Annotated in this window: 16 protein-coding genes; 7 read left to right on the forward strand and 9 right to left on the reverse strand. The window is 52.1% G+C overall.

The genetic code is table 11. From position 1 onward, the window contains the following. Complete coding sequence (locus CA13_RS16155; RefSeq protein ID WP_146398307.1) at positions 1 to 666, forward strand: PEP-CTERM sorting domain-containing protein; 666 nt, start codon at positions 1 to 3, stop codon at positions 664 to 666. Here CA13_RS16155 and CA13_RS16160 read toward each other — a convergent pair. After that, positions 663 to 2,147 carry a cryptochrome/DNA photolyase family protein gene (locus CA13_RS16160; protein WP_419194441.1) on the reverse strand — a complete coding sequence of 495 codons (1,485 nt, stop codon included), beginning with the start codon at positions 2,145 to 2,147 and terminating at the stop codon, positions 663 to 665. The genes CA13_RS16155 and CA13_RS16160 overlap by 4 nt on opposite strands. A gap of 7 nt (positions 2,148 to 2,154) precedes the next feature. Next, positions 2,155 to 5,655: a mechanosensitive ion channel domain-containing protein gene (locus tag CA13_RS16165; RefSeq protein ID WP_419194442.1), complete on the reverse strand. Its 3,501-nt coding sequence runs from the start codon at positions 5,653 to 5,655 to the stop codon at positions 2,155 to 2,157. Between the two features lie 264 nt (positions 5,656 to 5,919). Here CA13_RS16165 and CA13_RS16170 point away from each other — a divergent pair, with 264 nt between their 5' ends. Continuing rightward, the gene (locus tag CA13_RS16170) at positions 5,920 to 7,218 is read left to right on the forward strand and encodes a prepilin peptidase (RefSeq protein WP_146398311.1); all 1,299 of its coding nucleotides are present in this window, start codon (positions 5,920 to 5,922) and stop codon (positions 7,216 to 7,218) included. Here the strand turns inward: CA13_RS16170 and CA13_RS35270 are convergent. Further along, positions 7,115 to 7,354, reverse strand: a complete 240-nt coding sequence (locus CA13_RS35270; RefSeq protein ID WP_419195117.1) for a GNAT family N-acetyltransferase — start codon at positions 7,352 to 7,354, stop codon at positions 7,115 to 7,117. The two genes, CA13_RS16170 and CA13_RS35270, sit on opposite strands and share 104 nt — an antisense overlap. Here CA13_RS35270 and CA13_RS35275 point away from each other — a divergent pair. After that, positions 7,307 to 7,471, forward strand: a complete 165-nt coding sequence (locus CA13_RS35275; RefSeq protein ID WP_419195184.1) for a hypothetical protein — start codon at positions 7,307 to 7,309, stop codon at positions 7,469 to 7,471. The two genes, CA13_RS35270 and CA13_RS35275, sit on opposite strands and share 48 nt — an antisense overlap. A gap of 153 nt (positions 7,472 to 7,624) precedes the next feature. On the opposite strand, the gene aroD is transcribed toward CA13_RS35275, so the two are convergent. After that, the gene (gene aroD / locus CA13_RS16180) at positions 7,625 to 9,115 is read right to left on the reverse strand and encodes a type I 3-dehydroquinate dehydratase (RefSeq protein WP_146398313.1); all 1,491 of its coding nucleotides are present in this window, start codon (positions 9,113 to 9,115) and stop codon (positions 7,625 to 7,627) included. Positions 9,116 to 9,421: 306 nt separating this feature from the next. On the opposite strand from aroD, the gene CA13_RS16185 reads away from it, so the two are divergent. After that, positions 9,422 to 10,546: an outer membrane protein assembly factor BamB family protein gene (locus tag CA13_RS16185; RefSeq protein ID WP_146398315.1), complete on the forward strand. Its 1,125-nt coding sequence runs from the start codon at positions 9,422 to 9,424 to the stop codon at positions 10,544 to 10,546. 78 nt (positions 10,547 to 10,624) lie between these two features. After that, the gene (locus CA13_RS16190; RefSeq protein WP_146398317.1) at positions 10,625 to 11,941 is read left to right on the forward strand and encodes a coproporphyrinogen-III oxidase family protein; all 1,317 of its coding nucleotides are present in this window, start codon (positions 10,625 to 10,627) and stop codon (positions 11,939 to 11,941) included. A 20-nt stretch (positions 11,942 to 11,961) separates the two neighbouring features. Here the strand turns inward: CA13_RS16190 and CA13_RS16195 are convergent, their stop codons facing one another. The 5 genes from CA13_RS16195 to CA13_RS16215 form a co-directional block, all read right to left on the reverse strand. Beyond that, positions 11,962 to 12,741 carry a DUF1559 family PulG-like putative transporter gene (locus CA13_RS16195; protein WP_146398319.1) on the reverse strand — a complete coding sequence of 260 codons (780 nt, stop codon included), beginning with the start codon at positions 12,739 to 12,741 and terminating at the stop codon, positions 11,962 to 11,964. Positions 12,742 to 12,983: 242 nt separating this feature from the next. Next, positions 12,984 to 13,262 carry a hypothetical protein gene (locus CA13_RS16200; RefSeq protein WP_146398321.1) on the reverse strand — a complete coding sequence of 93 codons (279 nt, stop codon included), beginning with the start codon at positions 13,260 to 13,262 and terminating at the stop codon, positions 12,984 to 12,986. Between the two features lie 14 nt (positions 13,263 to 13,276). Next, positions 13,277 to 14,443 carry a poly-gamma-glutamate synthase PgsB gene (pgsB, locus tag CA13_RS16205; protein WP_419194443.1) on the reverse strand — a complete coding sequence of 389 codons (1,167 nt, stop codon included), beginning with the start codon at positions 14,441 to 14,443 and terminating at the stop codon, positions 13,277 to 13,279. A gap of 576 nt (positions 14,444 to 15,019) precedes the next feature. Next, positions 15,020 to 16,168 (reverse strand): hypothetical protein, encoded by a 1,149-nt coding sequence (locus CA13_RS16210; RefSeq protein WP_146398323.1) that lies wholly within the window; start codon positions 16,166 to 16,168, stop codon positions 15,020 to 15,022. 23 nt (positions 16,169 to 16,191) lie between these two features. Then, on the reverse strand, positions 16,192 to 17,205 hold the full coding sequence (locus tag CA13_RS16215; RefSeq protein WP_146403711.1) for a nucleoside hydrolase: 1,014 nt from the start codon (positions 17,203 to 17,205) through the stop codon (positions 16,192 to 16,194). 329 nt (positions 17,206 to 17,534) lie between these two features. Here CA13_RS16215 and CA13_RS16220 point away from each other — a divergent pair, with 329 nt between their 5' ends. Next, positions 17,535 to 18,533, forward strand: coding sequence for an AAA family ATPase (locus CA13_RS16220; protein ID WP_146398325.1), 999 nt, complete (start codon positions 17,535 to 17,537; stop codon positions 18,531 to 18,533). A gap of 287 nt (positions 18,534 to 18,820) precedes the next feature. Next, the gene (gene hflX, locus CA13_RS16225) at positions 18,821 to 20,143 is read left to right on the forward strand and encodes a GTPase HflX (RefSeq protein ID WP_146398327.1); all 1,323 of its coding nucleotides are present in this window, start codon (positions 18,821 to 18,823) and stop codon (positions 20,141 to 20,143) included. The last annotated feature ends 134 nt before the right edge of the window (positions 20,144 to 20,277 follow it).

Raw genomic sequence — 20,277 nt, forward strand, 5'->3', positions numbered from 1 at the left:
ATGAAAATCAAAGTAGCGATTCTGGGGGTGTGCTTCACCGCTTTTACTGCATTTGGAAATTCGCGTACCGTCATGGGGGATGTCCTCGTTGCCGTACAAGGCGACGGATCTACCAGTGCGACCGTCTTCCAAGGCCCCAATCAGGTGGTGGACTTCTTTATCCGAAGTGATGCCAGCGAAACGGTTGCTAGTATTTCCGTGGTGTTCGATCTTCCGCAGTATGATATGGTCACGGGCTACACAACCGGGCTAGACAATGCCACCTATTTCGGTAACGGTATTTTGGAAGCACCCATTGGATCGCCGATCACCGTGTACCCGTTCAGCGAAGAAATATTTGATGTGCCTGGATTCGACATCAATCAAGAGTTCAGTGAGTCGGCTCCAGGTGTTTTCCAACAACCACTGCCAGCGTCCTTTACACCTTGGTTTTCGATCGTCCTCGACACAAGTGCACTCGAGATTGGAAGTCACGATCTGATTGTGGCGGACGCACTTATCCTTAGCGACAATGGAGCCGGTTTTGACTTTCTTAATGTCGCGACACCTTCGCTGCAGTTAAACGTGAGCGCAGTTCCCGAACCGGGAAGCCTCGGTGCGTTAGCGATAAGTTCAGTCGGATTGGTAGGCTTCATTCGCCGCCGCAAACGAAATTCAATCATTTAGAAAAGCTCGCCATTCGGTTGTGCAGCGAATCGTTTCAGGTAATCGTCCATGCGGAGCTTTCGCTTTGCGCTATCGCTGGTCATGTAACGCACTTTACCAAAGATCGGGCGTTCGGGGCCCCAGGCCCGGTCGAACCGTCCCAGCACCCAAAAGATGCCGTTGTAAGAATTGGGGTCGCGGCCATCGAGCCCGTACTTATTATTCAGTTCGATCATGATCCGCAGCGCTTCGGCAGGCGACTTGGACCAATGCAGTATCTTTTTGCCCCATAACATTCGCATGTAATTGTGCATCACACCGGTGCGCACGATTTCGCGTTGTGCGGCATTCCAAATCGGGTCCGCTGTGTTTGCGTTTTCGAATTCCTCGAGTGTATACAATTCGCCTCGCGGATCCGATTGATGTTTTGTCAGCGACTCATGCGCCCACGGTGGTAAGTTTTCGAACTTGTCATAGGTATCGGGCTCACGAAAGGTTCGATTGAATCCGATCTCACGCCAAGTGAGCACTTGATCCAAGAACGCTTCGCCAGGGGCACTTGTGTTCCAAAACCCGTGGTTCTTGCCGTTGGCCGGCGACGCTTTGTCGGGCGTCCATTGCTCGTGATCTAAAACACGAACAACCATTTCATGTGCGGAAATGTGACCAAAGTGGAGATGTGGGCTCAGTCCTGTTGTCGCCTGCTCGTTGGGATGGTTGCGGTCGTCGTTGTAGCGAGCCAAATTGCTCTTGATAAAGCGGTTCAATCGCTTGTCGGCGTCCTTCACGCCCCCGTGGATTGAATCGCTTGGCGGGACAGTATGGTCGATTGGGATTGATTTCAATCCGTCAGTTTGAAGTAGCGAATCCAGATTCGCCATAGGCCAACGTTTGGTGATCGATGCCGGCAAACGGTCAAGTTTTGGCAGTTTGATTCGCAGCAACGGGTCTCGCTTTGGCATCTCTAAGAGCACGTCAAGAACGTTTTTCTGCATCCATCGTCGGTAGCTATGAGCAACGGTAAACGTCCGCTCCGGTTGCCTGAGCGGCATCACCCCGTTGCTATCGACGAGTTCTAATCGCGAGGGAATACGATCTTTGACCGCCTTGATCATGTGCGGCAAAAAGAAACATGGGTATTCGTCCGTTACCACGGTGCAGGCCTTTTTGGCGAGCGCGTGCAATAGCATCGATCCTGCACCCGGTGTTGGCTCGACGTACGGGAAATAGGTTACTGGTTTATTGAGAAATGCTTCCGCGTTGTCTCGCATTCCTTCAATAACAAACTGATGCATCCGATCGCTGGCCCACCGGTAGCGGACTCGCAGCGGTTCAAAAATTAGCAGAGGCTTGCCAAATTGCTTTGCACGGTCGACAGCATGCTCTAAGGCAAAGTTATACCGCGGTCGTCGAAATGCGATCATCCAGTAAAGGACGTAATCTCCCTGTTCTCGGGTTGCATGGTCATTCGCATGCGAGTGTCGGATTCGAGGGATCGGCATAATGCGTTCAGCTCACCGCGAAAGAATCATTTTGTAACTTCAGCATGTCGATTCCTTCGATGGATCGCACATGCAAATCCCGTTGAGGGAATGCAATTTCAATTTTGTGTTGGCGGAATACATCATCAATCGCAATATGCAAATCATGTCGAAGGCGACGAAAATTTGTCATGCCATTGGTGAATACGCGCAATTCAAAATCGAGTGTGCTATCGGAGAATTTCGAAAACACTACCACCGGTTCGGGGTCAGCCATCACCAGCGGGTTTTTTCCGGCGACTTCGTATAGTAGTTTGGTTGTCAAACGCGTGTCACTTCCATAGGCCACACCGATCGTCGTTACCAGTCGCAAGCTTGAATTGCTTAACGTCCAATTCACCAAATTGCCAGTAACGAATTCCTTGTTTGGCACAATTAATTCCTTGTTGTCCCAATCGAGAATCGTCGTCGCACGAGTACGAATTCGAGTGACCGTCCCCGTTATGTCGCCGATCGTCACTGTATCGCCAACTCTTGCCGGACGCTCAAAAAGCAAGATGATTCCGGAGACGAAGTTGGCGAAAATTTCCTGCAAGCCGAATCCCAAACCGACGCTCATCGCCGCGACGAGCCATTGAACACTTCCCCAACTGACACCGAGAAAGTGAAACGTGGCTACGGCGCCGATGATGATCATTGTATAACGCGTCAGCGCGCTGGCGGCATACCTCGCACCCGCGTCGAGTGGTAATCGTTGCAGCAATGTGATGTCCAGAAGCCCGGGAACATTCCGTGTTGCAACCACTGTCAAAACGCCTGCGATCATCGCGGAAATAAGGTCGCCGAGTGTCACGTAGGTCGGCCCAATATCGGGATTGGGGGATTGCAGCAAATTGGGCCAAAGCTCGTATCGATTGATGACCCCGAAAGCAGGGACGAATTCGTTCCACGTTAAATACAATCCGAACGCACCGAGCACGATGGGAACGAGTCGTAGGAAGCTTTGAGCTTGGCGATTGAGGTCCGATAATTGGACATGCCCCGCACTTTCGATCATCTCGGCTGCATCAGATGGCATTTCAGCGGTCGATTCCTTGGCAATCGCGATCGCAGCGCGGCGTTCTTTTGCTCGAGCGATTGCGACGCGCCGATAGGTAGTCAACAGCCAACGAAGTAGTAGTGCGCGGCTGAAAATCAAGATCGCCACGATACCGGTTGACACAGCAAATCGCCACGACAATTGCACTGCGGCATAGTGATATCCGGCGACCGAACCGATGAGCAGCAAGATTGGGAAAACTGCTATCAACGGGACGAGTGTCACGCCTGTCCGCGCGAGCCACGATTCGGAGTTCGCACCGATGCGAGTCATGGTTGCGCTTCGGGGACCGACCCAAGTCCACAAAATGATGGTCGAAGCGATCATGGCGATGGCAAATGCAAAGCGGCCGAGCGACGCGATTTTCCATTCGTCAGCAATGAGTTCGGTGTACATCACCACAATTGCACAGGGAACAACGATTCGCGCCCCCCAAATTAGGCCACGCCTCAATACGTGCGAAGCAGCCAAATCCCAAGCGAAGTGATTTTGTGCTAAGCCATCGGAGCGGAAAACATGGCGAATATAGTTAGTTGCATAGAGAAACAATCCTCCGGCTAAGATTGATTTTCCGAGAAAATTGAAATCCGTTCCTAGTGGTGACGCGCAAGTTAGACGCCATCCGTTCCAAAAGAAGATGAGCGCAGCGGGTGTAGCGATCAACGCGGTTAGCATCACAACGTTCGCCGTGGGGGCGAAACGAGTCGCGTTGGGACGCGACGCTTCTTCGCCCAAATGACTTAGCTCTCGCTTGATACGACCTCGAGAAAAAATCAGCCAACCAAACAGAATCGACACAGCCAAAGTTGGAAACGGCCTTTCGAGGATGTCTTTAAAAAGAATCACCAAGACGGGGCGAATCGACGATGGCTTAATTATGTCAATGGTCGCTTCAGCCGCGTCCGCAACCAACTCGTACGTCATCGGCGTGGTGCTTGGAACCCACAAAACATGCTCGGATACGAATTCCGCATGAGCGTCGATCAATTGGGCCAGTCGTTGTTCTTCGGATTCGAGGTTCATCAACCGGTTCAATCGTTTCCGAGCGATGTCGGTCAATTCTCGGTACAAGCTCAATCGGTCGTTGAATATTTCACGCAGTTGGCTTTCAACTTGTTCACGATCTAACTCAGGCACTGTTTCGGGGGAATTCGCCAACGTTTCAGTGACGGCGGTATCGAGGTCCAAGAGTCGTTGACGTTGCTTTTCCCACTCCAAAATTTCGACCGTCAATTCACTCACCAGGACGCGTCGCTCGATGGCGTTTTGGTGATATTTTGAAGCGTTTGGAAGCTCGTTTTTTTGCGTCCGAAGTACCAGGCCAATTTGTTTCGAAAATTGTGCCTGTTCGGCCTGTTTTCGCGTTTCGGTGAACAACGCTTCCTTGCCCGTGTAGTCCTCTCGAAGTTTGACGATTTGGATACGGTCTGTTTCTAGCAGTTCAAGTAATTGAGTTTTCCGTTCGGCGAGTTGCGAGTTTTGTTCGGCTTGGCCCTTGATCGGTTCGTCCATCAGTGCCGCGGCAATTCGGGCTTGTTCGGCCTGCATTTTCGCCGCTGTTTTTTCTGCTTCGGCCAAAGCCGTTTGCATTGCTTCGACTTGCTTCTGTTTAAGCAATCGTTCACGTCCGGTCGTGTCACGCTGCATCGACAACAACCGCTGAGCGTCCTCGGCCACACGGTTCTCGGTTTCATAGAGTTCCAATCCCTGCTGCAATTGGTTGACGCGTGCTTGAAGCAGTGATTTCCGGGCCGCCGTGACCGAATCTTTGGTCTGTGCTACCGGAATTTCCGCCAATTGCTTTTCAGCTTCGGCTAAAGCGGTCCGGTCGGTCGCGGAAAGGGCCGGCAATTCGGCAAGCCGTTTGGTCCACCGTTCGACTTGTTCATTGAGCGCTCGGAGATTCTGGTCGAGAGTTGCTAAATCGGCAAACGCTTGGCGATGACGATTACGCAATTCATCGAGCGTTAGCTTGGAATAGTCGGTGCTGTCTTCGGACGTTTTTTCGGCGAGCTTTTCGAGCTTCAGTTGCTCGCTTTTGATCCGTTCCGGCGCAGTTTCCGATTGACGCTCAAGTTGTTCGATGCGCTGGGTCGCATGGGCCGTTTCATCCAAACGAGTGAGAGTCTTTTTTAGGAGATCGGTTGCTTGCGTTTTGAGCGTTTCATCGAGATCGACCGAAGCAACAATTTGCTGGATTCGCGTTTCGATATCGGCCTTCGTCGGACCGTTCGGAACGGCGGGCACTTCAAGTGCTACTTTGGGTTCGCTATCAACTTCGACCGTATCGACAGGCGGATGAGATGTGATCTCATCCGACAATTCGCGGGGATCATTCAGTGTTAGCGGTTCGGTCGTCTGACCCCTTGCAGGTAGTGAAGGAAGAACGAACGTGATTGCCAATAGGGCTGCCGCAAAACGACGATGCAAAATACACTTCCTATGAGACTTTTGGCTCGACCGAACGTCAGGATATACTGGGGCTGTCATGATGGGCGTCAGTGTACGACAATCTGATTACCGAACTATCCCCAATCTGTAAACGGGCAAAAGAACTTGGGCCGAAAGCGAAGACCGATCCGATTCTCCACCATTCTGTTTGCGGTTATCTTGCTAGCGTGCATTGCCTTCATTTTTGGCACTTCGGCTTTTCAAGCCAGTGGCACGCGGGTGCTTTCGCCGGCTGATTTTTATATGACCCGGCTGATCGACGTAACGATTTTTTTGTGGCTATTTTGGGTCGGTTCGTCCATTGGTAGCTTTTTGAATGTGGTCGCTTGGCGAATGCCTCGTGGTGAAAGCGTGAATGGCCGATCGTATTGTCCGCGTTGTCATACGCAGTTGAAAGCCCGCGACAACTTTCCCGTTTTTGGTTGGTTGGCTTTGCGTGGACGTTGTCGAACATGTCGCTTGCCGATTTCGCCCCGCTATCCAATCGTTGAGGCGGTTGTAGGGGCATCATTGACGATGGTTGGCATCGGCGAAGTCTATCGGTTTGCATTGCCTTTTCAGACAGTCCCGTGGCACAGCGTCCCCTTATCGGCACTGACGGATGCGACGGTTCTATTAACGCTGCTGTACCACATTTTAGCAATTTCGCTGTCATGGGCGTTTGGGTTGATCCGCTTTGACGGCCATACGCTACCAGCCAAATTGAAAGTCACTGCATTCTTGATTTTAATCGGCGGCATGTTGATTTTCCCCGCCGTTATGGTAGTCCCTTGGCCAATGCGACTGGAGGCGATTTGGCAGCCTAGCGGACGCTATTTGGATGCCTCGATGCGGTTGATCACGGGATTGGTCAGTGCCGCATTCTTCGCACGTTGTTTGACACGGGGGCTATGCCGCGAAGCGGATCCCAAATTGGATCCTCTGGGCAAGTCCACCGCTCGGTTGATGGATTTGATTGCGATCATTGCGGTGCCATCGATCGTGGTTGGTTGGCAGTCGATAGCAGGCGTGTTGATTGTGGCGTCCGTTGTTGCGGTACTGCTAAGACGTGTGCTTCCAAGTTCAGTCGATGCGCTGGGGCGTTTTGCCATTGCGATTCCAATCACGATGTCGCTCCATATCGTATTTTGGCGATGGCTCCAAGAAGCTTGGTTTTGGCCAAGTACCGATAGCACCCCAGCGGTGGTCTTGATCGCATCGGCGATCGTTTTGGTGAGCCCAATGTGGTTGCGGGAGCCGTTCCGGTCGCAGGAGGAGGAACAACGACGGAAAAGAAAGGACTCGCTTGATGGGCCCACTTTGACGGACGGGCCTACTCTGGATGACGGGGCCACTCTGGATGACGGGGCCACTTTGGATGACGGGGCCACTTTGGATGACGGGGCCACTTTGGATGACGGGCCCACTTTGGATGACGGGCCTACTCTGGGTGACGGGCCTACTCTGGGTGACGGGGGCGAAGCTGACGAAAGAAGGCTTTCTTCTGATCTGGAAGCGAAAAACCAAAACCACAACTTTGGAAGAAATCCTCCGACGAGCTGATCGCCATAATTTCCATGATTCCTAGGTCATGTGCTCGCTGAACACAATGATCCACTAGTGACTTGCCAACGCCGGCGTTGCGGTATTCATGATGAACGGCCAGACTGAGGAGTTCGGCTATCTTGGTGCTATACATTTCGATCGCGGCAAAGCCAATGCATTGTTCTCTGTCTTGACCATTTTGATTTTTGACCGTTCGGACGGCCATGAAACCGTGCCGCGTCAATTCGATGATTTCCGCTTCCGTTCGTGACAGGAGAGATCGCTGAGCGACGTAGGGTCGTAGCAGCGCGTGGATTGCCTCCGCGTCACTTGGAAGTGCTTGCCGGATCGCCACGTTTTCCGGCAACGGTAGATGGGATTGCGATTGATCCGTCGTCACAATGGGGCCCTGCTCTTGTTTAGATTAATTCCAGCGAACGGAACTCGTTGCGTCCTTGATCTTTTTACGAATCACCGGAATCGGCGCATCGCGTCCAGTGAACAATTTGTATTGATAGGCCGCTTGGCGAACGAACATGTCGACGCCCGTGATTAGACGGCACCCATTTTGTTTCGCGTACTTGACCAACAACGTTGATTCGGGGTGGAACACGGTGTCAAACACGACCAAGAATTGATTCATCTTTGCCGCGTCATACGGAGAGCTGTCGACATCGGGATGCATGCCCACCGGTGTGGCGTTGACAAGCAAATTGATTTTGACTTCGTGGCGTTGGCTCCATTCAACGACGCGACAGCCAATCTCAGCTGCAAGGACCTGCGTTTTGTCTAGGGTGCGAGCCGCAAGAGTCACATCCGCGCCTCGTTGGCGAAGTCCCCAAGCGATTGCCTTGGCAATACTGCCGGACCCGAGCACTAACACCGAAACGCCTTGCATCGGTTTTTCAACATCTTTTTTTAGATTGAGTACTTCGGAGATGCAATCCATCGAGGCGCGGTAATCGGTATTGTAACCGAGGTTGTCCTTGCCCTGCGAAATCATCGTATTGACCGCCCCGATCCCGCTGGCGCTCGATTCGGCTTGGGTGCAATATTCAAGCGCAGGCTCTTTGTGCGGGCTAGCGATGCTAACGCCACTAATTTGTAATTCGCGAATGCTTTGCATGAATTTGTGAAGGTCATCATGCGGTACGCGAAACGGCAAGAACCGAGCATTGAGCTCCTGGTCGTAGAAGGCCGTATTGAAAATCATTGGGCTATAGTTGTTTGCAACCGGATCGGCGATCACTCCGAACAATTCGGTATCTTTGTTGATCTGCTTGTACCGATAAAGCTCGGTCATTTCCTTCCAATTTAATTGGCCCGGCGCGAGTTTTTTATCAACACTGTAGGTGGCATAGGTGAAGGGCGAACCGACGCGTTCGCCTAGAATTCGCGTGATCATGCCAATCTCGCCCATACAGATTCCGATCGTCGGCTGCTTGGCGTTCTTGACCATGTTGAGCATCCGGATATTGTCCGAAAAGGTTGTGGCCATCGTTGCAAGCTTGACGATGTCGGCATCCTCTTCTGCCATCGCGGCGGCGATCTCTTCGATTTCCTCGGGTGTGTCGGAAAACTTGTGATAGCTGATCACCCGTTTGGTGGTTCCGTAGCGGGGGATTTGGGAGGCGACATCCGCTTCGATATCGACATATTCGACCCCAGCGGCGATGGCGCTTCGCAGCAGCATCAATCGCTCTTGTTCGCTCTTCATCCACCGACCGCCATCTTCGCGACGACGGCATGTCACGACGACGGGACCAGGACGGTTTTCGATCAGCCGCCTCAAATTGACAGCCCGACCGATGAAGTCGAGTCGCAATTCGACAAGTTCGGCGCCTTGGTCGACAAGGTATTGATGTTCGGCGATCATCCGTTTGTGGCGGGCGCGACCGAGGCTAACACAAATCATGAAAAAGAATCAAAAACCGAAAGAGGAATTAGGCTTATAATGGGGCAGCCCGTGCGGCACCCGCCCTATAATCGCTTGAAAAACCGACGCTGACTACTAGGCTTATCCTAGATGCTCTTGCTTCAAAGACCATCGCTCAAGTCGATGGACACCTGTTTTCCTGGCAAGTTTTCTGCCAAATAGGCCGGCATTTTCGATGAGTCAGCCAGGTAGTCTAATGATAGTCCAGTTCGACGACTTGTTCGCCCTGGTTGCTGTATCACGTTTTCGACGGTATCAATCTGCCACTTTTGCGACTTTTTTCTGATGCTGAACCGCCTTTGCACTTTTGTGACGCTGTTTTTTCTCGGGATTTTCGGGGTGGTTACGCCATCTGTCTCCGCTGCGGAGAGTGACGATTGGGCCCTTGCACGTGGGACCCCCGAATCAACGGGTGCGACAAAATCACGCGTTCCGGATCAACCTTCGGTGGTATGGGAATTTCAAGCCGACGAAGCGATTGAAGCGACTCCAATCGTGGCTGGGAATCGGGTTTTTGTTGCCGATGTGATGGGAAAACTCTACGCGATCGACCGCAAAACGGGTAAGGAAATCTGGAGTCACAACTTTGATACCGGTTTTGTCGCTGCCGCTGCGGTTCGTGGTGACCACTTAGTGATCGGTGATATCGAAGGAAACCTTTATTCGATCGTGGCCGAAACGGGCCAAGTCACGTGGCAAAAAGCGACTGAAGGCGAGATCAATGGCTCGGCAGCTTTCTTTAAAGAAAACGTCCTGGTGGCCAGCCAAGATGGAAAACTCTACTGCTTCAAGGGCGATGATGGAGCGATCGAGTGGACTTATCAAACCGACGATCAAGTTCGCTGTAGTCCAACGATCGCAGGTGATCGCACGTTTCTTGGAGGTTGTGATGGACGTTTACACATGGTTGACCTCGAGACCGGAGAAGCGGCAAGCGAGCCGATTCCGCTTGGTGGGCCGACTGGCAGCACGCCCGCAGTCGATGGTGACGTCGCGATTTTGCCAATCATGGATGGAGCGGTGCTGTCGCTTGATTGGAAAACGGGAAAAGAGTTATGGCGTTTTGTTGACCCGAATCGACCACAAGAATACCGCAGTAGTGCAGCGATCAGTGGCGATACGGTGGTCGTCAGTAGCCAGAATAAACAGGTCGAAGCGATTTCGCTAAAGACAGGAAAGTCCAAGTGGCGGTATGTTATGAAACGGCGTGCGGACGCTTCGCCAGTTATCTCGAAGGATGACGTTTGGATTGCCGCGACCGATGGACGTTTGATTCGTCTGTCTTTGGACGAGGGAACCGAGCGTTGGGTCTACGAAATTCGCGGCTCCTTTGTCAGTTCGCCCGCTATCGCCGGTGGTCAATTGTTTGCCGCCGATGATAATGGGGTAGTGCGTTGCTTTAGCAAATAATACAAGTTGCTGGTGTTCTGCCTCCACCACCGCCTCGGTGGCTTCTCACTCCTTTCCCTTCATCCCCAGATGACTCCTATGTCCTCGGCTGCAAGCGATAAGAAAACCAACGTCGGTAGTTACTTCATTTCAAACTACCCGCCCTACAGCCAGTGGAACAAGGATCAATTGCCTGCGGTTCACGAGGCGCTCGACAGCCCGCCAAAGCAAGAGACACCGCTTGGCCTCTATTTACACATCCCGTTTTGCCGAAAACGCTGCAAGTTCTGTTACTTCAAAGTGTTCACGGATGTGAATGCCGCCGAAGTCCAGCGATATGTCGACGCACTTTGCAGCGAGATTTCAATGGTTAGCAAATTGGCTGTCATGGGCGATCGACCATTTCGGTTTGTTTATTTTGGCGGCGGTACACCAAGCTTCTTGTCCCCCAAGCAACTCACGAAACTTGCCGATCGGTTGCGCGAGCACATTTCATGGGACGGAGCCGAAGAGGTCACGTTTGAATGCGAACCAGGCACGCTGAGCGAAACGAAAGTCAAATCACTTCGAGACGTTTTGGGCGTGACACGCATCAGTTTGGGCATTGAAAACTTTTCCGATAAGATCCTCGAAGAAAACGGACGGGCTCACTTAAGTAAGCAAGTCTTCGCCGCATGGGATTGGATTACCGAAGCCAATTTCCCGAACGTTAATATCGACTTGATTTCCGGGATGGTCGGCGAGACATGGGACAATTGGAAAGAGAACGTCCGGCGGACGCTTGAACTGTCACCTGAGAGTGTCACGATTTATCAGATGGAATTGCCCTTTAACACCGTTTACAGCAAAGATATCCTCGGCAATCAAGTGGAAAGTCCCGTTGCGGATTGGGATACTAAACGAGCCTGGGTTGACTATGCGTTCAACGAATTCCTTGCCGCCGGCTACCGTGTCAGCAGCGCCTACACGGTCGTCAAAGATCCGAACAAAGTGAATTTTTCGTACCGTGATAACCTGTGGCAAGGAGCCGATTTGTTGGCGACGGGAATTGCCAGCTTTGGTCATGCAAGCGGCGTGCACTATCAGAATGTGGCGGAGTTAGAGCAATATCTATCGACGGTCGAATCGGGCAACTTGCCGCTCGGGCGAGGGTTCGTCCCAACGGATCATCAACGATTGGTCCGCGAAATGATCCTGTTACTGAAGCGAGGCCATCTTGAAGTGGACTACTTCCAAAACAAATTCGGCGTCAATATTCTCGACCATTGGCGCGGGCCGTGGGACGCCTACGTCGACGAGGGCCTAGTGGAGATCGACGGCAACACGATTCGGCTGACCCGCGAAGGATTGCTTCGAGCCGACGGGATGTTGCCTGTCTTCTTTGAGCCGGAACATCAAGGTGTTCGCTATACGTAAGTCGCGGTCAGATACGGATCCTAGAAATTTGGCCCTATCGTTTCACTGCCCTCACGCGTCACCAAGGCGTCGAATGTGGTACGGTCGAGCGAATTGGTTACCGCTCGTACGGAACCATCCGCCATGATGAGGTGACCGGCTTCAGCACCATCGAGCTCGCTGATCGCCGCAAATGCTTCGTCCGGTGTCATGTCTTGTGTTGAGGACCACACCGCGGTGCGATTGGGGAGTTCAATCATCATCACTGTGTTGGACAATCCATCGAGCACGTCGCGGAATCGGACTTTGGTGTCGGCCGTCGGTGGGAACATGGATTCCTCGGAAACAATGGCGAAAACTCCTGTTTCACCTGGGTTTCCCTTCATTGCCTGAAAGGCCATCGGCGGGTCGGTGGAAATGGCTAGGTTCGTTGGGCTGTCCCAAGGTTGGGTCGAGTCAATCATTTCCCATTGACGTTGACCTTCGGTGAAAGGCGAGACAGCGATTCGCCAACCGATTGTTTCTTCGCCTGCCATGTTGGTGTTGGTCGTAAACGGTAATTGCTTGTACGCAGAGTGATAATTGTGAATCGCCAAAGCGACTTGCTTTGCATTGTTCGAGCGTTGCATTCGTTGTGCGGCTTGGCGTGCGGCACCGATCGCCGGCAGCAAAAGTGCGACGAGAATTCCGCCGCAAAATAACATCATCACTCCGACAACGCCAAGAATGATCCAAATGGTTGCGGAGCTAGAAGACCGGGGTTGAACCTGAGGGGACGGTGGAACTGAAAAAGGATCACTGGCCGGGGGGACGTTCGACATGATTGGCCTCGAGGAATTGGGGATGCGGCGGATGATGGGTACATCCCAATTGTATCGGATCCTGTGGACCAATAGTGCTTCGAGCACGTTTCAGTGATTGTTTTCGGAATCCCTGCGCAAGACCATTGTGCAGCGCACCGATCATTGTGCAGCGCACCGATCATTGTGCAGTGCACCGATCATTGGTCAGTGCACAGCGGGTTACAGAAGCAAAATTTGGCAGCCCATTCCACCTTTTGTACCTAAACCATCGGTTCCGGTTGCCCGCTTCCTTTGCGTGGACCGGCCCCCTTCATAAAGCGATGCCCAAAGTCCGTCAGTAAGAATACTCGCAACGACCCGCGGATCGAGAATAGAACGATTAGCATCCATAGTCGGCTCCGACGCGTTTGCTTGAAAACGCCACCTTCGCCCACCGCCAATTGTTGTTGCGGTTTGAGATGCATGCCGTACTTTACAGCGATTTGATCCATTTCAACCAAGTGGATCACGGGAATATCTTGGCGCATGAATCGAGTCATGATGGAGTCGATTTCTAAAAAACGACGGGACGCCGATCGATTGAGTACCGGTTTGTAGGCTCGTTTGCCAAGATAATTGGCCTGGCACCAATTGTGTTTAACGCAGCTAAAACGGAGACGTTCATTCCTGGAAACGAACCGCTGTAGCCAACCGCGACCAAGTCACCTTTCCCTACGCCTGCTGCTTTAAGCATGTCCACCACGACCGCAGCCATGTTGGGGTTGGTCGACGTTAGTTTTGCACAACATTCGGCCAATTGTTTCGAACGGTCTGGTCGATCAAATCGACAATTGAAGATCATCACTCGCTTAGTCACATCCGGAAAACGGTCGCATGCCATGTTCCAGATTCTCTCCGTCGACTCTGGGTCGTTCGCAGCAAATCCGTTGACAAAGGTGATTTCACGGCCAAAGAAGTTAAGCTCTGCAACGGTCATGATTCCTGGGTCGGGATTGGCTGACCACATCCCTTGAAGCGCGGTCGATCGATCCACGCCAAGATCGCTCAAGATTCGCAGTGCAAACGCAACGTTCTCTTCATGCTCGATATAAGAAAATTGTGCCATTTCCAAAGGTGGAATTCCTTTGACTTCCTCGTCACCCACCGTAATTAACTCGGTCTTGCGGTCATCGCAGACTTTTCGAAACGCGTCCAAGTGACGTTGTTCGGCGGTATAGAGTTTGCCGTCCTTGGGAACCATTCCTAGCAACGTCCATACAACATCCTTTTCCCAAGGCCCCATCACGTCCAAATGGTCTTCCCTAGCGTCGGTGATCACGCTGTGGGTGGCGTCAACCCACTTAAACTCGCACAGCCATTGCAAGTAGGGAATCAGCGTCATGCACTCGATCACCAGTGCTTTGGATTCCATCACGGCTGCAGCTCGAACGATCCGAATTTGTTCGATCACGTTCGCGCGGGCTGGGCGAAATACCGGGTACTCCGCCCCGTCAGGCAAGATCATTCTTGCCAGCGTTCCAGTGGTCTTTGCACAAGTATGAGTTCCCGATGCACGTAGGCCTGCGGCAATCAATCGAGTGACTGAGGACTTACCACGTGTTCCATTAACATGAATCCGCGTTGCAATCGCAGCAAGTTGCCGGCGGTGAAAATACGATTCGAGCAATCCGAGGCCGACAAGCGAGCCGGTGGTGCTGAGCAAAGCAAGCGAGCTATCCATCCTTGATGGTTAACTCCAGTACTAAAATTGTGAACAGAAATTGTCCGAGATGAAGTATCCGGACCCTTGCTGCCAAGCCGCAATCAATCGAAGCGAATTGGCGTTTTCAACAGCGGTGCGAATGATGATGAGGGAATAAATCTCTGCTAGTGGCGCAGGCCAAAAATCACGATTCGGGAGAAAAAATTACGTCCGTCTTTCCAGCGTGGCGGCGTTGCCGGACGGGCTGCCACAACAGGCCGGCAAATCCGGTTGTGAGCACTGCAACATGACCGCGCCGCATAAGGACGGATCCTACGCGGTTTTTCCAAGAGACAACGGCGGACGGTGGTGGCTCCTGCACCGCAGACGAAAGACGATTCGCTATCACAGAGCGCTGGGGCTCATTGACCAGCAGCAAGCCATGAGGGGACGAAATTCGCTCTTACGATCAAACGCACGTACTGCAATTAGGGGCAAAAAAAGATCGCCGTCAGAAAATCAAACCCCGTGGGATAGCCGAAAACAGCTACTTGGGATCACGCTGGCAAGATTAGAGACGTTGGTTGACTTGGATAGTCACTTTTGCGAAGTCGGCTAAGCGGATTTAACGGAAGCCTTAGCACGGACGCAGGCCGTTTGGAATTCGCTTTCGTTGGCGAACGCGATGCGAGGAACCAAGAAGCGATGGTTGTTTTGGAAACGAAATCCCAATCCATGTCGATTGATATTGACATCCTTAATATGTGACCATTGGCAACGTATCGCTGCATTGTCATGCCGGAGAAACAGAAACGCATCGGTCATAATCATCGATGCTTGGTCAACGATACCACCGCGAAACTTGGCTGCCGCTCGGTTTAACCACATTCCCATGATTGGTGGTCCGGCAAGGATGATTCCCGCAAAAGTCAACAGGCAACCGAAGATCCAGTACCACGGAGCAACGCGGTTGTAATAATTGGTCCAATACGGAGTCCATGTGATCGATCGATACAGATCCCAAGCGAAATAAAGCATCCATCCACCAATTCCCAGTGCTATGCCGCCAGACACCATTTTTGCGATCGTGGTCCAATGCCGCGAATTGCCTGAAAGGATGGACTGTGTCCATGAACCGAGGCGACATGCCGTCACATTAAATGCCCCGTCGGGAATGGTTGGTGCATCGACCCGTAACTGGCTTCGGCGCGAATACGTAACGCGTTGCCACCACAGCGGGGCTTCGAATTGGTTGTCTGTCAACACAATTGGATTTCCCCAAATATTGTCGGAATAACCGCACGTCCATATTTCACTGCGTCCGGAAACCAACGTTGTCCACAGGCCGATCGTGGGGTATTCTATATGCATTGCGTTGCCCTTGCAGGAACCTCGCACTGGATCACATAACCAAGGTGCACGTTTGAGGATTCGCTTGGCACGGATCGATCCGGAGGAATCGGCAAAGACCGCGTACGTCACCCCTATAGCGACCCCAGCACCCAAGGACCAAACCAATAGATCGCCAAGCGTATAGGGATACGAAAAAAGGACGGCTAATAGGATGCTGCTTACCACAATCGAACCGCCGATGATGATAATCGTCCCTTGAATCGGTTTGTTGAGAACACGAGCGATTTCCGTGGGTGTCGCTGAACCGGAAATCAAAAGCTCCGATTGGGAAGGTTGCGATTCCGAAGGCTCTTTTTCGACCTGATGGGGAGGCGAGTAAGGATTCGCATCGGTAGACGGTTCTTCGAGCATCGTGAGATTTTAATTTGAAAAGACTACTTTGGTGGTTGGCTCGATAACAGCATCAACGCTTCGGTTGTGCGGGCTTTTTGCTCTTCGCTGATTTTTAATATTTGGTGCTTGCCGTTTCCATTTTGAACAAACGTTGTCAGTCCGTCGTCGGCAACGGTCACGGTCCCTTTGAGTGATAAGTCGAAATAGCCGCGGGTGGGGCGAATCACTTGCAGTACACTGGTCAAATCCCACGTCGGTCGATCGTGCGGCGGCGGGTTGTAGGCGATATAGGCTTCTGACAACAGATGGTGATCAACATACCGAAAGTCTCTCTCGATACTTTGGTGTGGATAGGGAAGTGCAAGTCCAATCTCGAATCCGCTCCAAAGGACCGGTGTGGGCCACTGGGTGGCTATCCGCTGGGCGGCAGCGATATCTTTGATCACGTTATATTCTTTGTGGTCATAGGGTGGGCCCGACGCACGCGTGATCTGTTGGAATGCACCGGCCATCATCGAAAGCAACTTGACTTTCTGTTTGACTAATTCAATTCCACCAAGGTCACTGATCGAATCGGGTTCGGATCTAAGCAAGTTTGCGAGGTTAGTGGAAAAGCCGACTTGGGCAATCACGATCGAGTTGTCGGAAGCCGCTGCGAGCGTTTGCCGTAGGACGGTTACCGCATCGGACGCGTCTTTGCCGGAAACCAAGTCGTGAGGGTATCGGTATTGGTCATCGTCTTTGATCGATGCGAGTGGGATGAATCTTCCCGCATCAGGTGTCACGCCGCTGCGGCAGACGCCGATGGGGATATTGCCGCGTCCATAAAATGTGTTGACGGCATCGGTAAAGGGGGCCGCTTGATCGTTGTCTTTTGTGATGGTGACACAAAGCAATTCGCATTCGCCTCGCGTTTGTAGAGCATGGATCATTCCAAGAGCGAGCACATCATCGACATCGTTGCCAATGTCAGTGTCAAAGATCAACTTGACCGGTGCCAAGTCCGCTCCGGACACAGGCAAGCCGTTCTCGAGCGTGCCAAGAAAGAAAGCCATGCCAAGAAAAAAGGCAACGGAAAGTCGTCGTAGGAGGCTGGGTTTGATCGCGAGCGTGAGGTTCATGGTTGTCGTTGATGGCTGGGTTGGTTTTCGGAGAAAGGAGAAGAACGATTGCTTGATTGTGATCGTAGTGCGGTACGACCGCAGGCGAAGCGAGCTACCGCTCGGATTGCGTTCGCCCGCTCCCCGTTGGTCGCTAGAATCGGGTGCTGATAACATCAACTTCCGCGATAACGGATGTAGTTGGCTTGAAGAGAAGCTCCTCATTACACAAGATAATCGATATTGTGACCGACGTTCTCCTTTCAATTCAGAAACCTCCATCCATGAATGAACCAAATTTGCCAAATCCTGATTTGACAGCTCAGATCGCGGCCCATAGTGAGCCGATGCAGCGATTGGTCCATGAAATTGCTAAAACGCTGGTTGGCCAGGATGTGTTGGTTCACCGACTGCTCATCGGTCTATTGACGGGACGGCATTTGCTCATCGAGGGGGTCCCGGGGTTGGCAAAAACGACGGCGGTTGCAACGCTCGCCAAAGCGATCGATGCCGATTTTCAACGATTGCAGTTCACGCCCGATTTATTGCCAGCCGATTTGATCGGTACGCAAGTTTATCGACCGCAGCAACAGGCATTTGTGGTTCAAAAAGGTCCGATCTTTGCCAACTTGATTCTGGCCGACGAAATCAATCGTGCCCCGGCAAAGGTGCAAAGTGCACTGCTCGAAGCGATGCAGGAACGCCAAGTCACGATCGGTGGCGAAACCTTCCGGTTGCCTGATCCGTTTTTGGTCATGGCGACGCAGAACCCGATTGAACAAGAAGGGACGTATCCGTTGCCGGAAGCGCAAATGGACCGGTTCATGATGAAGGTCGTAGTCGATTATCCGACACGCGATGAAGAATTGGTCATTCTCAGCCGGATGTCACGAAGTCGGCCATCGGTGGATATTCAATCGGTCACGACGACCGATGAAATCATTGCCGCTCGCGAATTGGTTGATGCGGTGTTTGTGGATCAACAAATCGCAGAGTACATCGTCGATCTTGTCATGGCATCGCGAAAATGCGAGGCCTATGGATTGTCAATTGGGCCTTGGATTCAATTTGGAGCGTCACCAAGAGCGACGATTGATTTGACATTGGCAGCCAAAGCGAACGCTTTTTTGAATCAACGTGCATTCGTTTTGCCGCAAGATGTTAAAGCGATCGCGATGGACGTGCTTCGGCACCGAGTGATGGTCACTTACGAAGCGGAGGCGGAAGAAAAAACTTCCGAAGATGTTGTTAGCATGATCTTAGACGCGATTCCGGTGCCCTAAAGAATGACTTGTAAGCAATTCGCTTTTGTGGATGCGATAGCCCAAAAAAAATCCATCGTCCGGCCTAATCCGCCGTTCACACAGTGCTAGAACCTAACCCCACGCTTTTGCGAAGCATTTCGGCGATATTCTTGCGAAAGATCGGGTTGGGATGGGCCTATGGCACCTAAATGGGACAACGGACTTGCTTCGAGTGCCTAATAAGTGGCCCTTCGATTTTGTCAACGAATGACTATAATGAACGTGTATAAACCCGTTCACTTTATTCGGAGGCAGCTCTTTTAATCGTGCGAGATCAACACCAACTTCGAGATGATTCGCCCGAGCGAAGCATCTTGGCTCGGCTGATTCTTCCCGACCAAACCGTCGAGGCCGACCCGCTCGAGGAATTACACGGATTGGCGATTACCGCGGGAATCGAAGTTTGCGACGAACTGATTCAACGGCGGTCTCGTCCCGAAACGTCCACTTTTCTCGGGAAAGGAAAAGTGGAAGAGCTTCGCTTGATAGTCGAGCGTTACGATGCCGATGTGGTTATTTTTGACAACGACTTGTCGCCTGGCCAAGTGCGAAATCTTGAGAAAGCGGTCAATGCCAAAGTGTTGGACCGAACGGAGTTGATTCTGGATATTTTTGCGGCAGGTGCCCGTACTCACGAAGCCCGCTTGGCGATCGAATTGGCACAGCTTGAATATTCGCTTCCGCGACTTAAACGCATGTGGACTCACTTGTCGCGTCAAGCGATGGGAGTGGGTATGCGTGGGCCTGGGGAGAAGCAATTGGAAGTTGACCGTCGTTTGGCGCAAAAGCGAATTTTTGATTTAAAGCAAGAACTTGCAAAAGTCGAGCGTCGTCGTGAACAACAAGTGGCCGCGCGTAAGGAAGCTCCCACGGTTTCGATCGTCGGCTATACCAATGCCGGCAAGAGCACGTTGATGAATGCGTTGACCGACGCGAAGGTGCTGGCAAAAGATAAACTCTTTGCGACTCTCGACACACGGACGCGGCGGTGGCAAATCCCAAACTGGGGTATGGTCTTATTAAGTGACACGGTTGGTTTTATTCGTGACCTGCCTCACACGCTGGTCGCAAGTTTTAAGTCGACGCTTGAAGAAACTCGTCAGGCCGATTTGTTGCTGCATGTTGCCGACGCAAGTAGTCCGACGGTATTCGATCAAATTAGTGCGGTCTACAAAGTGCTTCAAGAGTTAGGAATTGAAGAAAAAGACACGCTGCTGGTTCTGAATAAAATCGATGCGATCGACAATCCTTCGGTGTTGAACCGGGTTTTGGATCGTTACCCGAATGCGGTTCCTGTGAGTGCGAAAAGCAAAAAAGGATTTGTGTCGCTAGAGGAAGCGGTGGGTGAGGCTCTCGGTCGCGAGTTCTATGATATCGAAGTCGATGTTCTTCCTGGCGATGGAAAGTTGTTAGCCTATTTGGAATCGAAAGCAGAAGTCTTGTCGCGTCAATATGGCGAGCAAATGGTGACGATTCACGCCCGGATTCCTGCCGGCGCGATGGGCCCCATCCGTCGTGACGCCGCTGCTATTCGACCAACACCGGGATCGCATCATGCTAACGATGGTTTGCCAAGCGAAGTGGCATAAGCTATTTGGGGCGAACGATCGAGCGGATTATGCGTCACCGATTGGCGTGAGCGGGATGTCATCCGAACCGCGTGGTCCCATAGGACGAAGTGGTCCATTTCATGTTCCCATGCTGTGATAATGTGGACGCATTG

This window comes from Novipirellula herctigrandis, from assembly GCA_007859835.1.
Lineage (GTDB): Bacteria > Planctomycetota > Planctomycetia > Pirellulales > Pirellulaceae > Novipirellula_A > Novipirellula_A herctigrandis.